This window comes from Streptococcus sp. SM5 (assembly GCF_027497975.1).
On record NZ_JAJNSC010000023.1, the window covers coordinates 18,031 to 32,502 of the forward strand.

Annotated in this window: 15 protein-coding genes and 1 pseudogene; 2 read left to right on the top strand and 14 right to left on the bottom strand. The window is 40.0% G+C overall.

Annotated features, from left to right (window positions below; genetic code table 11):
- Positions 1–32: 32 nt before the first annotated feature.
- The 11 genes from PAN07_RS14085 to pbp1b form a co-directional block, all read right to left on the bottom strand.
- Positions 33–620, bottom strand: a complete 588-nt coding sequence (locus tag PAN07_RS14085) for a class I SAM-dependent methyltransferase (protein WP_269798164.1) — start codon at positions 618–620, stop codon at positions 33–35.
- Positions 621–652: 32 nt separating this feature from the next.
- Positions 653–1,066 (bottom strand): competence type IV pilus minor pilin ComGG, encoded by a 414-nt coding sequence (gene comGG / locus PAN07_RS14090; protein ID WP_261048850.1) that lies wholly within the window; start codon positions 1,064–1,066, stop codon positions 653–655.
- Positions 1,044–1,505, bottom strand: a complete 462-nt coding sequence (comGF, locus tag PAN07_RS14095; protein WP_269798165.1) for a competence type IV pilus minor pilin ComGF — start codon at positions 1,503–1,505, stop codon at positions 1,044–1,046. The genes comGG and comGF overlap by 23 nt, the downstream gene beginning before the upstream one ends.
- The gene (comGE, locus tag PAN07_RS14100) at positions 1,468–1,770 is read right to left on the bottom strand and encodes a competence type IV pilus minor pilin ComGE (protein WP_049486616.1); all 303 of its coding nucleotides are present in this window, start codon (positions 1,768–1,770) and stop codon (positions 1,468–1,470) included. Before comGE ends, comGF begins: the two co-directional genes overlap by 38 nt.
- Positions 1,733–2,137, bottom strand: coding sequence for a competence type IV pilus minor pilin ComGD (gene comGD, locus PAN07_RS14105; RefSeq protein ID WP_265465551.1), 405 nt, complete (start codon positions 2,135–2,137; stop codon positions 1,733–1,735). Before comGD ends, comGE begins: the two co-directional genes overlap by 38 nt.
- Positions 2,130–2,456 (bottom strand): comG operon protein ComGC, encoded by a 327-nt coding sequence (gene comGC, locus PAN07_RS14110; protein ID WP_201058645.1) that lies wholly within the window; start codon positions 2,454–2,456, stop codon positions 2,130–2,132. Before comGC ends, comGD begins: the two co-directional genes overlap by 8 nt.
- 1 nt (position 2,457) lies before the next feature.
- Complete coding sequence (gene comGB / locus PAN07_RS14115) at positions 2,458–3,474, bottom strand: competence type IV pilus assembly protein ComGB (protein ID WP_084862213.1); 1,017 nt, start codon at positions 3,472–3,474, stop codon at positions 2,458–2,460.
- Positions 3,422–4,363, bottom strand: a complete 942-nt coding sequence (comGA, locus tag PAN07_RS14120) for a competence type IV pilus ATPase ComGA (protein ID WP_084862211.1) — start codon at positions 4,361–4,363, stop codon at positions 3,422–3,424. Before comGA ends, comGB begins: the two co-directional genes overlap by 53 nt.
- Before the next feature lie 77 nt (positions 4,364–4,440).
- Entirely contained in the window at positions 4,441–4,806 is a 366-nt protein-coding gene (locus PAN07_RS14125; RefSeq protein ID WP_000286413.1) for a DUF1033 family protein, read from the bottom strand.
- A gap of 149 nt (positions 4,807–4,955) precedes the next feature.
- Positions 4,956–6,014, bottom strand: coding sequence for a zinc-dependent alcohol dehydrogenase family protein (locus PAN07_RS14130; protein ID WP_084862209.1), 1,059 nt, complete (start codon positions 6,012–6,014; stop codon positions 4,956–4,958).
- A 505-nt stretch (positions 6,015–6,519) separates the two neighbouring features.
- Positions 6,520–9,018 carry a penicillin-binding protein PBP1B gene (pbp1b, locus tag PAN07_RS14135; RefSeq protein ID WP_269798166.1) on the bottom strand — a complete coding sequence of 833 codons (2,499 nt, stop codon included), beginning with the start codon at positions 9,016–9,018 and terminating at the stop codon, positions 6,520–6,522.
- Positions 9,019–9,159: 141 nt separating this feature from the next.
- Between pbp1b and tyrS the strand changes: the two genes are divergently transcribed.
- Complete coding sequence (tyrS, locus tag PAN07_RS14140; RefSeq protein WP_033685316.1) at positions 9,160–10,416, top strand: tyrosine--tRNA ligase; 1,257 nt, start codon at positions 9,160–9,162, stop codon at positions 10,414–10,416.
- Between the two features lie 75 nt (positions 10,417–10,491).
- Here tyrS and PAN07_RS14145 read toward each other — a convergent pair whose 3' ends face one another.
- On the bottom strand, positions 10,492–12,555 hold the full coding sequence (locus PAN07_RS14145) for a heavy metal translocating P-type ATPase (RefSeq protein WP_084950473.1): 2,064 nt from the start codon (positions 12,553–12,555) through the stop codon (positions 10,492–10,494).
- A gap of 1 nt (position 12,556) precedes the next feature.
- Positions 12,557–12,835 (bottom strand): DUF6110 family protein, encoded by a 279-nt coding sequence (locus PAN07_RS14150; protein WP_000910909.1) that lies wholly within the window; start codon positions 12,833–12,835, stop codon positions 12,557–12,559.
- 257 nt (positions 12,836–13,092) lie between these two features.
- On the opposite strand from PAN07_RS14150, the pseudogene PAN07_RS14155 reads away from it, so the two are divergent.
- A pseudogene (locus PAN07_RS14155) lies at positions 13,093–13,940 on the top strand (putative RNA methyltransferase).
- Positions 13,941–14,045: 105 nt separating this feature from the next.
- On the opposite strand, the gene PAN07_RS14160 reads toward PAN07_RS14155, so the two are convergent.
- The gene (locus PAN07_RS14160) at positions 14,046–14,252 is read right to left on the bottom strand and encodes a hypothetical protein (RefSeq protein ID WP_000265676.1); all 207 of its coding nucleotides are present in this window, start codon (positions 14,250–14,252) and stop codon (positions 14,046–14,048) included.
- Positions 14,253–14,472 lie beyond the last annotated feature (220 nt).

The following is a 14,472-nucleotide window of genomic DNA, read 5'->3' on the forward strand; positions in this document are numbered from 1 at the left end:
TTTTCCATCCTTATAGAAAAATCACTCCCTGACTAGGCGAGTGATTTTTGGGCTACTGTTAAAAAGAGTTCTGAGTAATTTCCTTGAAACAGGTCTTCAGCGCTATAGAGGATCTGACTATGCACAGATGAAAAACCAAACTGGGCTAGCCTGTTTTCCAGTTCAACCAATTCAAATCCATGGTGGTTAGCTTCTGTCTTGGTAAAATCAGCAATGAGGAGTTGTCCATCTTCCTTCAAATGTTGATGAAACAGTGAGAGAGCCGCATCCAAATCAGGCATATGATGAAGAACACGACAAACAACAATGAGATCAAACTCTTGCTCTAAGGGATTTTTCAGTAAATCTTGCTCCAAAAACTGGATATTCTTGATGTCTTGCTGCTCCGCTTTCAAACGAGCTTGCTCCAGCATTTTCTCCGAAATATCCACCAATGTTACAGACTTGGCCTGCTTGGATAGGGGCAAGGTTAACAGACCCGTCCCTCCACCGAAATCCAAAATTTCTTTGTCTGATAGAAGATCAATCTGTTTCTCGACCGCTTGACAAACCAAGTTTGCAAGGAAAATATTTTTAGGGGAATCGAAAGTTTCTGCTTTGTGGTTAAAATCATGTTTCATATTTTTAGTTTAGCACAAAGTAGCTTGATTGGCTAGGAATTCTCTTTCTTTTCAACCTTCTCTTCTAATTTTTTCTTCTCTGCTTGATTACTTGAATCAGTCACTACTTTTTCCTTTTTATCCGTTTTCTCTTCTTTGATTTTGACTGAAGGAAACAGAAACTCATATTGGCTCTTAGGCGTACGAACCCTTGTCACCAAGCTTGTTTTCTTATTTTGATAACTCACCTGACCCAGATTAAAGGCCTGTTCCCCACTTTCTTGCTCAACCTTATCTTTCGTTCGTTTGGCCATAGCAAAAGCAACCAACTTTTCTTTATTTAAAGCATAGTCTTGATAGTGGGCGACTTGTCGATTCAAGTAAAATTGTAACAAAAGACTAAAGAAAGCAGCCACGGTGACTGCATAGAGGAGAACACCAGCCTTAACTTTTTTCTTTTTCCACACGATAGATGAACTCCCTTTCTAAGCCTTTTTGGAACTGGAAACGAAAACGAACCACTTGATTTTCCTCTGTAATCTGAGCTGATTTGAGTCCATAAACCATAGGCTGATAACCTCGTCCACTGGCATCGGTTTTTCGAAAATCGTCCGATTTAGACTTTCCAATAGAGATATCCTTACCATCCTGCTTCATATAGATACGATTGCCTTCTACTTTTTCAAACTGCGAACGGTCTAATTCTGCCTCTAGCTGATCCACAAACAAGAGCCACTCTTTTTGCTCGCTTTGTTGCTGGTAGCGAACTTCTGAAATGAGGAGCTGACTCATGGCTTGAAAGAGGAGCAAACTTCCACTGATGACAATGAGGGCAATCAGGGATTCTAACAAGGTGAAAGCCTTGATTTTATGGCTCTTTGATAGCCAACAACTGTTCTGAACCATGGTAGACCTCCAATCCTTTTTCACTAGAAAACACCTGAATCTCAACTCCGTTGATCTTTACCTGATTTTGACCTGTCTGCAAGGCCATCTTAGCTACACGCACAACTTCTTCTTTCTGCAAGATTTTTGCTTCTTCTTGCCTATTTTTCTGAATTTGGCCCAAAAGGAGGGTCGCAATGCTGGCAAAGATAGCTAGAGCGACTACGGCTTCCAGTAAAATCACTGCCCTAATTTTTTGTTTCCTTAATGCGTTTAATTTTTCCATTTCCTAGATATAATTGATAACGAATCGCTCCTTTACTGGTCTGAAATTCAACCTTAGCTAGGGACGAATTGCCCCCAGCTCGGTCAAATGTAATACTTTGGCCTGATGGTGCCTGAATTCCTTTAGGAACTGTCAACTTTTGACTGCCATTACTGATCGTCTGCCCATCTAAGTTTAGACTAGTCTTTTGCTGACTGGCTACACTGCGTTTTTGGGTTTCCCGGTAGAGTTCTTCAAACTCCATAAAGAAAATCTGCTCCTCTACCGCCGCAAAAGTGGACTGAACAGAGCCGGACAAGCCCAAGGCAAGGATACTCACAAGTCCCAAAACTAAGAGACTTTCAAACATGGTAAAGGCCTTAATCATTGACTTTACGATTGGCTCCTCCGTTTTTATCATGGTATTCTTTATAAGCCTTAGCCTGTTCTTCTGTGATTCGCCCATCTGCTTGTAACTTACTTAGGCTAGCATCTTCATTCTTATCTAAGCTATAAAGCTCTGCCTGGCTTTCCACTACCTTAACAACAGCAGCTTTTCCTTTGTCGTTTACTGCTTCTTTTTGCTTGGTCAGATTAGGTACAAAGAGCAAGAGAAGAACGCTGATGATGAGCAAGACCACCAACATCTCCACAAGTGTAAAAGCTTTAACCTTAGCTTTTTTCAAGAATGTCATCATTTTTTTCATTTTAAAAATTCACCTCCATATTTTGATACATGGGCATGAGCATTGCCGCATAAAGTAAAACGATAAGCAGAGCCACAAAGATAAAAACCAGTGGCTGCACCAGATTCATGGTGCGGTTGACTCGGGTAAAAAAAGCTTCCCAAGTTTTTTCAGAATAGATTTCCAACTCACTACCCAGCTTGGACTTGACTTCCCCGTACTCGATAATGAGACTCAACTCCTTCTTAAAGAAAGGATAGGTTGCTATGGTTTGAGAAAATTCGCGGCCATTTTGCAGGGCTTGAGCCAGATCTTGACCGATTTCTTTAAAGAGCCGAGAACCTTGTTCCTGCATGATCTGAAAAATCTGCGTCAGCTCCATTCCCTGCGAAATCATATTCCCCCACTCACGCGCATAATAAGCTGTCAAATAGGTCTGCACAAAGATTCCAAGAAAGGGAAGGCATGCTAAGATAGAAAAGACGCGCATCTTAGAACTTCTTTTATAAAAAGTTAGCGCTAAAAGAGTAAGTAGAAAAACAAACACTACCATGCCTAGAAAGATTTGTGGCAGATTGCCGATAATTTGCGTGGCAATATTGCTACTATCCAGTTGTGGTAGTAGGTAGTTCCGTAGCCCCAGCATGATTAAGAGAAGAAAACCCAGCAAAATCAAAGGATAGTTTGCTACTTCAATTAATTTTTTCTTGACCTTGGCTAGATTGTCTAGATACTCTTCTATCTTTCCCAAACTCAGGTGGAGATTTCCATGGACTTCCGCTAGGGATAACTGAGTGACAATGGCACTTGAAAATCCCAAACTTTCCATCATTTCTGAGAATGATTTCCCCTGAGACAAGCCCGTGCGCATCTGAGTCACACACTGCTTGTCTAACAAAGCACTCCTATCTAAAAAGGAGATGGTCTCCACCAAATGAAAACCGCTGGAAAAGAGATTGTTAAACAGGGTGATGATATTTTTTTGCTTAGCTGTAGCTAATTTTTTCCGTTTCAGCCTGAAGACTTGTGATATGTCCATCTTTAAGAAGCTGGTCAATCTGTTCATTCCAGCTAGTTGACTGGTGTTCTTGATAGTCTTTGTTTGCAAAGTCAACGATTCCTCCTCCCCCGATTAATCTCTGGTAGCAGACTCCTTGCAGAACGACTGCTAATTCCTCCTCACTCACACCCAACTCCAGCAAGCGCTCATAAACACCTCGGATACTCTTGGCATGAATGGTTGAAAAGACTGTCGCCCCTGTCAAACTGGCTCTGACCACTGCACGCGCCGTTTCGCTGTCTCGAATTTCTCCGATAATCAAGAGATCTGGTCGATGACGTAGGGAAAGTTTGATGAGATTTTCATAGGTTAGTCCGATCGCTTCATTCAACTGTAATTGGAGCATGTCGTCCTGCTTGATTTCTACAGGATCTTCGATGGACATGACTTGCTGTCCTTTAAAGAGAGACTTGGCCAATTCATGCATCAGGGTCGTCTTGCCACTTCCGACTGGACCAGCAAAAAGATAGAGTCCCCGTTGCCTGTACTGCTTGCCCAATTCATCAATATCCTGAAACCAAAAATGCAAGTCCTGCTTCTCATCATGCAGCAAGCGAATGACTAAACTCTCATGCCCTCTATAATCGCCTACTGTAGATAAACGTAGGGACGCCATCTTCTGGTCATATTCATAATCACAGGAACCAAGTTGACTACGTCGCTTTTCTCCCACATTCATACCCGCCACAAACTTAAAGTGACTAATAACGGCCGCAAACTTTTCAAAATCATAGCTACCAATTTTACAGCGCTCGTCTCCTACCCTCATATGAAGCTCATAAACGTCTAACTTAGGAACAAAATAAATATCCTGCGCCCCTTTTTTCCGAGCCGAACGAATGATTTCTTGTGCAATTTCTTGAACCATACTTACCTCCTCACCTATACTATTCGCAAAGATTTGGGAAAAATAAAAAAAGCAACTCCAAAAAAGTTACTTTTTCTCTATTTTAATTTCATACGGCAAGAACGGTGCCTTTCCTTACCTGTTTGTTTTTCATAGCCTGGGCGTAGTTTTTCATCTGGAATAACCTGCTCATCCTGCAAAAGAGCCAAAGAATGGTATTGTTGTAAATACTCGTCACATTCATCACACCAGCGTTGGTCTTCTGGATCCCAAAAAATGGTCATCAAGTCACTTCTACTTTTATAAAGAGGAGATTCTTGTTCCAATCTAAACCAGCAAGTTTTGTAGTATTTGAGAGCATCATAATACTGGTCAAATTTTCTACTTGCTACAATATCTTCTTCCCAACCTTCTAAGAACCACCACGGTTCAAAATCTCCGTACATTTCTATAACACGATACATATTCATTCATTCCTTTGTACCGTATATTATAACCAATTCCGCCAGACAAGAAAAGAAATATGCTCATTTCTTAATTTCCAGATAAAAAATCCAGCCATCTTATGATGACTGAATTTCTATTTGCTTATGTTCCAAAATCTTTTTACTACCTAGGCTTCAGAAATATCGTTTTCAATAATGACTTTGATTGCATGGTGGTCTGCTGCCTTACTGAAGACTTCATAGGCTTTTTCAATTTCACTTAATTTGAAATAGTGAGTTACCAATTTTTCTGGTTCAATCTTATGACTTTCAAGAGCTTTCAACAATTGTGGAGTTGTATTTGTAGATACCAAACCAGTTGTTACATTGATGTTGCGAATCCAAAGTTTGTCCAAATCGAATTCAACTGGTTTACCATGTACACCACAGTTAGCAACTGTTCCGTCTATACCGATAATTTTTTGACAGAAATCAAATGTTGCAGGAATACCAACAGCTTCGATAGCAACATCTACACCACGACCATCTGTCAAATCATAAATTTCTTTAATCGCTTTTTCAGGGTCTGAAGAATTAACCTTATGAGTCGCACCAAATGATAAAGCAGTTTCCAAGCGGTTATCGTCTAAGTCCACCATAATCAATTTGGCTGGTGAGTAGAATTGGGCTGTCAAAAGAGCAGCCAATCCAACTGGACCTGAACCAATAATGGCTACGCTGCAACCAGGTTCTACTTTCCCTTTCAAGACACCAATTTCATATCCAGTAGGTAGAATGTCTGATAGCATAACCAAGGCTTCATCTGACAAGTTTTCTGGAGTGTGGTAAAGAGTGTTATCTGCATGAGGGACACGTAAATATTCAGCCTGCATACCATCAATCAAGTGACCGAAAATCCAACCCCCTTCGTCTTCACAATGGGCATAAATTCCTTTTTTACAGTAGTAGCATTTACCACAGGCACAGACACAAGAAATCAAGACCTTGTCGCCTTTTTTGAAGTTCGAAACTCCTTCTCCAACTTCTTCAACAATCCCAATCCCTTCGTGACCAAGAATGGTACCACTTTGGCAAGCGGGAACATCCCCTTTGATAATATGGAGGTCTGTTCCACAAATAGTGGTTTTTACGATACGCACAATAGCGTCTGTTGGCTTGCGAACAACTGGTTTGTCTACATCAACAAAAGAAGCAAGTCCTGGTTTAACATAAGTATAGGCTTTCATAAAGCATTCCTCCGTTTTTTTATTTGTACTATTTACAATATAATTGTAAGCCTTTTCATTTGTTTCTTCAAGTATTTTTGTGATTTTTTTAACTTTTTTATTTACCAGTAAAGTAATATAGATAAAAAAGCAGAAGCTAGTCTGCTTTCATCCTTAACAAAGAGAAATTTCACTACTCCAGAAGAACTTTCGATTAACATAAAACGACTAAACAGAGACGATATTACTGATAGATGGAGAATATTCTTCTGTATCATTGAAACACTAGGACATCCAAAACAATTGCACTTTCAGTAAATTTCTATACTAAAATTACAAATAATCTCTGCAATATTATCTAGGCTGCAAAACTCACTTGATAATTTACATTTTACCAACAATTTTGACAATAGCTTTTGTCTTTAAGAGCATAAAAACGGCCTTGCTTCTCACTTAACGAGATTCAAGACCGTTATTTAAGATTTTTATTTTACACTTGAAAAAGAGAGGTTTCCATTTTATAGTTCTATCTTCTGCTATTTGATTGTGTAGATGATGAACTTGATGTACTGTTAGAACTACTACTTGAGCTTGGTGTAGATGATGAACTTGATGTACTGTTAGAACTACTACTTGAGCTTGGTGTAGATGAGAAGCTACCAATAATACTTGACCAAGCGTTTTGGTAATCTGCTTCACTTCCTCCAATAGCAAAGTGATAGCTTGTCGTTGGAGCTCCTGCCTTGTTAGCCCAATAGCTCGTTACAGTAGGACCTGAAAGATCAACTGTTTTTCCATTAACGGATACTTTCCCTGGCTTCTGTCCTGTAGATCTGAGGACCTGAGATTGGGTCACACTAGAATCAAGATTAAAGCGTTCATTACCCCAAACACCAGGCTCAGCCTGTTGGATAGCATTGACCAAGTAAGCCATATATTTGGCATTTCGATAATGCCCAGCCCCCTTAGCCATCGGGCGGTTATCATCATGCCCTAGCCAACCACCTAGAGTCAATCTTGGTGTCGAAAGCATGAGCCACATATTTTCATCTTCATTGGTTGTACCAGTCTTACCAATCCAGTCTGCACGAGCTAAACTTGAATTGATAGAAGCCAAATCCGTTTGGAAACTTGAAGTGATCCGAGATGAAATCACCTCACGAAGCAAACTCTGCATAATCGTTGCTGTTGCCTTCGAATACACTTGAACTGGTTTGTCTTGGAATTCATAGATTACTCTACCATCAGATGATTCAATCTTAGAAATCACATGTTTCTGATGGTAGACACCGTTATTGGCAATTGTTTGATAACCATTGGTATGCTGGGCAACTGTGACTTCAATCCCACCACCCATAGGCAGGCTCTCGATACCGTACTCTGGAATCTCGTAACCCATTTTTTCCATATAGCTCTTAACATCGACACCTTTTTCACGAAGCATGCGATAAGTCCAATAGGCTGGAATATTCCATGAATAGTTTAAAGCATCACCCAAATTGACCATATCTGTGCCTTTACTACTACCATGCACAATCGGACTACCATTTGCAAAATTTGTAGGATAATTTGACAATATGCTAGCACTTCCCATCAAACCTTGGTCAATGGCAATTCCGTAGGCCAATAAAGGCTTGGTTGTAGAGGCTGGCGAACGCTTGGTGTCGAAGGCGTGATTGTTTTGGTTAGTCTGGTAATTACGACCACCAACAAAACCTAGAACAGCCCCCGTTTTATTGTCCATCAAAACATTCCCTACTTCAGGCTGCCCAGTCGAATCATCTACCAAACGACCGTAGTTAGAAACTGCATTTTGCATGGCAGTATGGATTTTTTTATTGATTGTTGTCGTGATTTTATAGCCACCGTTACTTAGTTCCTGCTCAGCTCGCTCATGATAGGCCTTTTGAATCGCTTCCTTTTTCAACTCTTGGCTAGAAACATTGTCCTGCTGAACTAAATAATCATACATACGGTCTGTCGCTTCAGACATAGCTGTAAAGTAGAGATAATCTCTCGAAACAGCATTGACAGTTCCTGATGGCAAGAAATCTTGTTTGAGATTATAATCCTTGTACTGGTCGTATTCTTCCTGAGTCAAGGCACCCGTACGGTACATATTATAGAGAACATCCTTAGCTCGTTTCAAACCAAGCTCTAAGTCTTCATCACTCTTTAACTCTCCAGTATTTTCATAAGGTGAATAAGTAATCGGACTCTGTGGCAAACCTGCTAGGAAGGCAGCTTGGGGAATACTCAACTTGTTGGCATCGATACCGAAAATCCCTTCAGCAGCTTGCTGGGCACCTGCAATATTCTGCCCTTTATGATTTCGACCAAAGGGAGCAACGTTGAGATAGGTGGTCAATATTTCATCCTTACTCATGTTGCGTTCCAAGGCAAGGGCATCAACAATTTCTGTAGCCTTACGAGCCAAAGTCGGAGCATCTCCAACCACTTGTTGTTTGATTAACTGTTGGGTCAAGGTCGAGCCCCCGCTAGATGAGCCCAAACCTGCAAAGGTTCCCAAAGTCGCCCGAATCACAGCTTTTGGCACAACCCCATTATGTTCAAGAAAATGTTCGTCCTCAGTTGCAACGATAGCCTTTTTGAGATTGTCCGATATTTCCTCAGATGAGACAGAAGTTCTCAGTAAATCACTCTCGATAGAAGCAATGACACTCCCATCTGCGTAAACAATTTCTGAGATGGAAGAAATATTTTTAACCTGCTTGACCAAGTCCTCCGATTGGGGAACCTTGGCCTTGTCAAACAAAGCAACTCCATAACCAAGAGCTACACCAGCACCAAAAAGCCCACCGATAAAGCCTAGAATAAAGAGAGTATTCAAAATTCCCTTGATAACAACTAAAATGCTACCTAGGATAGCCAGAACTTTCCCACCTGTCCCATCCGACTGCTTCTCTTCTGAGACTTTCTCTGATTTTTTATGATTTATTTTTGATTTTACTAGCTGGAAAAATTCCAGCATTTTTTGTTTTAATTCATTTAATTGATTTTGCATGGATTTCCTCACTGTAACTATTATACCATAAAAGGTAAACTTTCAATAAAATAGCCACTTTCTTCCCTATTCTACTAGGCTATTGCCCAAGTTTGTGATACAATAGGTAGAAACAATATTTTTAAAAAGGAGAAAAGACACATGCACATTTTTGATGAGCTAAAAGAGCGTGGTTTGATTTTTCAAACGACTGATGAAGAAGCTTTGCGTAGAGCCCTAGAAGAAGGTCAAGTTTCTTATTATACTGGCTACGATCCAACTGCTGACAGCCTTCACCTAGGCCATCTTGTCGCAATCTTGACAAGTCGTCGCTTGCAACTAGCAGGTCACAAACCTTATGCGCTCGTTGGCGGTGCTACAGGTCTCATTGGAGATCCGTCCTTCAAAGATGCTGAACGTAGTCTCCAAACAAAAGACACAGTAGATGGCTGGGTCAAGTCTATCCAAGGACAACTTTCTCGTTTTCTTGACTTTGAAAATGGCGAAAACAAGGCTGTCATGGTCAACAACTACGACTGGTTTGGCAGCATCAGCTTCATTGACTTCCTCCGTGATATCGGAAAATACTTCACTGTCAACTACATGATGAGCAAGGAGTCTGTGAAAAAACGGATTGAAACAGGGATTTCTTACACTGAGTTTGCCTACCAAATCATGCAAGGTTACGATTTCTTCGTCCTTAACCAAGACTACAACGTTACCCTTCAAATCGGTGGTTCTGACCAGTGGGGAAATATGACAGCTGGTACCGAATTGCTTCGTCGTAAGGCTGACAAGACTGGCCACGTTATCACTGTTCCATTGATCACAGATGCAACTGGTAAGAAATTTGGTAAATCAGAAGGAAACGCAGTCTGGCTCAATCCTGAAAAGACTTCCCCATACGAAATGTACCAATTCTGGATGAACGTTATGGACGCTGACGCTGTTCGCTTCTTGAAAATCTTTACTTTCTTGTCACTTGATGAGATTGAAGATATCCGCAAGCAGTTTGAAGCAGCTCCACACGAACGCTTGGCTCAAAAAGTCTTGGCTCGTGAAGTCGTAACACTTGTTCACGGCGAAGAAGCTTACAAAGAAGCCCTCAACATCACTGAGCAACTCTTTGCAGGAAACATCAAAAACCTTTCTGTCAAAGAGCTCAAACAAGGACTTCGTGGAGTACCAAACTACCAAGTACAAGCAGACGAAAACCACAATATCGTGGAACTCCTCGTGGCATCTGGTGTGGTCAACTCAAAACGCCAAGCCCGTGAAGACGTCCAAAACGGAGCTATCTACGTCAACGGTGACCGCATCCAAGACCTTGACTATGTCTTGAGTGACGCTGATAAGTTAGAGAACGAACTGACTGTTATCCGTCGCGGCAAGAAGAAATATTTTGTATTGACTTACTAAACTGTTCAACATTTACCTATAAAAAAGGAGTTAACCTCGAGAAAGGTAACTCCTTTTTGTTGTTGATAACCACATCTATCTAGCCTTAATAGACAGGCTACGCAGGACTATGCGCAAGGTTGTTAGATTATGTAAGATAGAGAGATTTGAAGGACTGAGCCAATTAAATAAGCCAAAGCCAATCAAACTACTATTTACTACAACGGTATCTTGAATATTCTTCTTGATGAGTGTTTGCAAAGATGATGATAGCCAATCCAACTCTTGGAAGAAATCCAAACGATTATCTAACAATAAGATATCGCTCATCTGCTTAGAAATATCTGCACTCTCATTCATCACCACACCGATATCTGATAGGGTTAGAGCAGCTGAGTCATTCAAGCCATCTCCAACCATCAAAATAGTGTGACCTGCTTTCTGCAGTTCCTCTACTAGCTCAAATTTCCCATCAGGTTTCAAGTCTGTATAGACCTGATCAAAGGGCAAATCTTTGACTAATTCCTCTGTTCTAACCAAGGTGTCCCCTGTTGCCAGAATCAATTTTTTCCCTTGTGCCTTAAGTTTCTCCAAGGCTGCTTTTGCTTCTTTTCTCAACGGAGTATGAATACAGAACATTCCAATCAATTCATTCTGATAAGCCAAGAATAAGAGATTATAGTGACTCTTGTACTCTTCAATTAAAGCATTTTGTTCTGAACTGATATGAATTTGCTCATCCTGCATCAAAACATAATTCCCAATAAGAACTGGTTGCCCATCTATATGAGATTTGATCCCCTTGCTTGCGATATATTGGAGTTTCCCATGCATTTCCTCATGTTCAATTCCCTCTATCTCAGCTTGCTTGACGATAGCATTAGCAATAGGATGATAAATGTGTTCCTCAAGACAGGCACTGATTCTGAGAATATCTTCCTCACTATAGTCCCCAAAAGGTAACACCTTTTCAACTATAGGATAGCTAGTTGTGATTGTTCCCGTCTTATCAAACAAGAAAGTATCAACTTCCAGATATTTCTCCAGAACATCCCCATCCTTAATCACCATTTCACGGTTCAACCCCTCCTTGATAGCTGTCAAATAAGCTACAGGAGTAGAGATTTTCAAAGCGCAGGAGAAATCGACCAATAGGAAAGAAATAGCCTTAGAAAAAGAACCTGTTAATAGGTAAGTCAGACCAGCCCCCAAGAAATTATATTTGACGACCTTATCCGCCATCTTGATGAAATAGCGTTGTTTCGTTTTCTTGTTTTCTTCAGATTTCTTCATCAACTCAATCAGCTGTAAAATCCGGCTGTTCATCTGATTATCGGTTACACGAATGCGTAACTCTCCAGTTTCCAATACTGTATTTGCACAAACCAAATCAGACTCTCTTTTTTCAACTGGAAAACTCTCTCCTGTCAAGGAACTTTCGTTGACCATACCTAAACCTGAAACTACTTGTCCATCAAACAGAATTTCATTTCCTTGAGATAGGACCAAGACATCTCCTATTTGAACATCGGAACTCTTGATACTAACAACCGTATCCCCCTGTACTAGAAATACATCGCTCTCTTTTGCAAGAAGGCTTTGTTCTAAATCTGTTGCAGTTTTTTTCAAGGACCACTGATCTAAATGATTCCCCAAATCAAGCATAAACATGATATTGCTAGCTGTCTTGGATTGGTTCATAAACAAGGACAATAAAATCGCCGAACAGTCCAAGACCTCCATCGTTAGTTCCTTACGCGCTAGTGTTTGATAGGCTTCTCTAATATAGCCAAAAGCCTGATAACAAGTCCATATATAGCGAATAGGAGACGGTACAAAACTACGAAAAAGTATACGCTTAATCGCTGCACCTGAAACAATAGAATAAGCACTCTCTTCTCTACGAATGGGAAGAGTCATCAACTCAGAAACTTTCCCTTTATCAATTCTTTTTAAAAAGGCTTCTGCATTATCTAATACAGAAAAGCCTTCTTTTATGCGTAGAGTAAAGTGCTGTTGATCCATGTAAAACTGGATAGACTCAATCCCCTTTTCATCTCTCGCCAAGGAACGAAGATAGTCTTGAATATCCAAGGTGAGTGAAAAAGAAGATGATAGTCGGATATGTTGGTATCCTCTATGTAGCACTTTAAAAGACATATTATTCCCCTATAAGGCTATCTAATTGCTCTTCTTTTTTCTCTTGCTCGTACAAATATTTGGCATCTTGCAAGACATCGTCTCCATGTTGCTTCACAACAGAAACAGATGCATCTAGCTCGTCTTTTAACTTATAAGCCTTAGCCAAAGCTTTAGAATAACCTTTTTTAGCTTCCTTACTTGCCAAGATTTTCAAACCAAGGGTACCAAATGCGACACCACCCAAAAAGAGTGATGATTTTTTCGCAACTTTTGCGACGGTTAATACTTCTTTTAACATACTTATTTCCTCCTTATCATTATTATATAGCAATTTAGATATAAAAGCAATGTCATTTCATAAATTGGAGAATTATACTCAATGAAAATCAAAGAGCAAACTAGGAAACTAGCCGCAGGCTGTACTTGAGTACGGCAAGGCGACGTTGACGTGGTTTGAATTTGATTTTCGAAGAGTATTAGTTTTATTTCTACTGAATCTCCCATCTACTTATTCCTAAAGTTGCTTTCATTTGCCTCTTTTGATACACTTAAACTATGAATACAAATCTCAAACCCAAACTTCAGCGTTTTGCTTCTGCGACTACCTTTGCCTGTCCTATCTGTCAAGAAAATCTGACTCTGGTAGAGAGTAGTCTCAAATGTAGCAATCGCCATTCTTTTGACTTGGCGAAATTCGGCTATGTCAATCTAGCCCCTCAAATCAAGCAATCTGCTAACTATGACAAGGAAAATTTTCAAAACCGTCAACAAATCCTAGAAGCCGGCTTTTATCAAGCTATTCTAGAGGCCGTCTCTGATTTACTTTCAAACTCAAAAAATGCCAAAACAATTTTAGATATCGCTGTGGTGAAGGATTCTATTCTCGCAAACTCCAAGAAAGGCATCCTGACAAAACCTTCTATGCCTTTGATATTTCCAAAGATTCCGTCCAAATCGCTGCCAAGAGCGAACCCAACTGGGCAGTCAATTGGTTCGTTGGCGACCTAGCTCGTCTTCCTATAAAAGACGCCAGCATGGATATCTTACTTGATATCTTTTCCCCTGCCAATTACGGAGAATTTCGTCGCGTTTTATCCAAAGACGGTATCTTGATAAAGGTCATTCCAACTAAAAATCACCTCAAGGAAATCCGTCAGAAGGTACAAGACCAGCTGACAAACAAGGACTATTCCAACCAAGATATCAAAAATCATTTCCAAGAACACTTTACCATCCTATCTAGTCAAACTGCCTCTCTGACTAAAACTATCACAGCAGAGCAGCTCCAAGCCCTACTCAGTATGACTCCTCTCCTCTTTCACATTGACCAGAGCAAGATTGACTGGAGCCAACTGACAGAGATTACCATTGAGGCTAAGATTCTGGTTGGGAAAGTACTCTAATTGACACAAAAAACCGCATTTCAAGAAAATCTGCGGTTTTAAATTTCAATTTTTAAACTATCTATCCCAAAAGTCTAAAACATTTAAAGCTTTTAGCTTCTCCATTTATTTTCGATTCGAAATAAAAAACTTATCAATAAATAGCAAGTGAAATAAGGCAAGTGTAATTCCCGATAAGCACCCATGATAAGAGATTTCTTGATGGGTAAGGGGGTAAAGATTACTATTACCCGCCAAGAGGCATGTTAAAATAACAAATAGAATCCAAAATAAATCCGTCCATTTATATTTTGAAAAATATTTTTTCCACATAAGAACACCTTCTTTCCTATAATCATATTATAACACTTTATGTAAGCGGATACAAGAGATATAAGGTAATCAACTACAAAGAAATATAAGGCTGAAGACAGTGAAAACCAGCATTTCTAAGCCTTCACTGCATCTAGAATTTCTCTATTTTTAGACAGAATTAACCAAAATCCACGGCATTCAAAAAAGCGAATTTCAATCGAAATTCGCTTTATAGGAA

Coding starts and splice junctions, on each gene's coding strand:
- PAN07_RS14160 (WP_000265676.1), bottom strand. CDS start 14,252: ATGTGGAAAAAATATTTTTCAAAATATAAATGGACGGATTTATTTTGG.
- PAN07_RS14145 (WP_084950473.1), bottom strand. CDS start 12,555: ATGTCTTTTAAAGTGCTACATAGAGGATACCAACATATCCGACTATCA.
- comGF (WP_269798165.1), bottom strand. CDS start 1,505: ATGGTTCAGAACAGTTGTTGGCTATCAAAGAGCCATAAAATCAAGGCT.
- comGD (WP_265465551.1), bottom strand. CDS start 2,137: ATGATTAAGGCCTTTACCATGTTTGAAAGTCTCTTAGTTTTGGGACTT.
- comGB (WP_084862213.1), bottom strand. CDS start 3,474: ATGGACATATCACAAGTCTTCAGGCTGAAACGGAAAAAATTAGCTACA.
- PAN07_RS14130 (WP_084862209.1), bottom strand. CDS start 6,014: ATGAAAGCCTATACTTATGTTAAACCAGGACTTGCTTCTTTTGTTGAT.
- comGA (WP_084862211.1), bottom strand. CDS start 4,363: ATGGTTCAAGAAATTGCACAAGAAATCATTCGTTCGGCTCGGAAAAAA.
- tyrS (WP_033685316.1), top strand. CDS start 9,160: ATGCACATTTTTGATGAGCTAAAAGAGCGTGGTTTGATTTTTCAAACG.
- PAN07_RS14150 (WP_000910909.1), bottom strand. CDS start 12,835: ATGTTAAAAGAAGTATTAACCGTCGCAAAAGTTGCGAAAAAATCATCA.
- comGC (WP_201058645.1), bottom strand. CDS start 2,456: ATGAAAAAAATGATGACATTCTTGAAAAAAGCTAAGGTTAAAGCTTTT.
- PAN07_RS14125 (WP_000286413.1), bottom strand. CDS start 4,806: ATGTATCGTGTTATAGAAATGTACGGAGATTTTGAACCGTGGTGGTTC.
- PAN07_RS14085 (WP_269798164.1), bottom strand. CDS start 620: ATGAAACATGATTTTAACCACAAAGCAGAAACTTTCGATTCCCCTAAA.
- pbp1b (WP_269798166.1), bottom strand. CDS start 9,018: ATGCAAAATCAATTAAATGAATTAAAACAAAAAATGCTGGAATTTTTC.
- comGE (WP_049486616.1), bottom strand. CDS start 1,770: ATGGAAAAATTAAACGCATTAAGGAAACAAAAAATTAGGGCAGTGATT.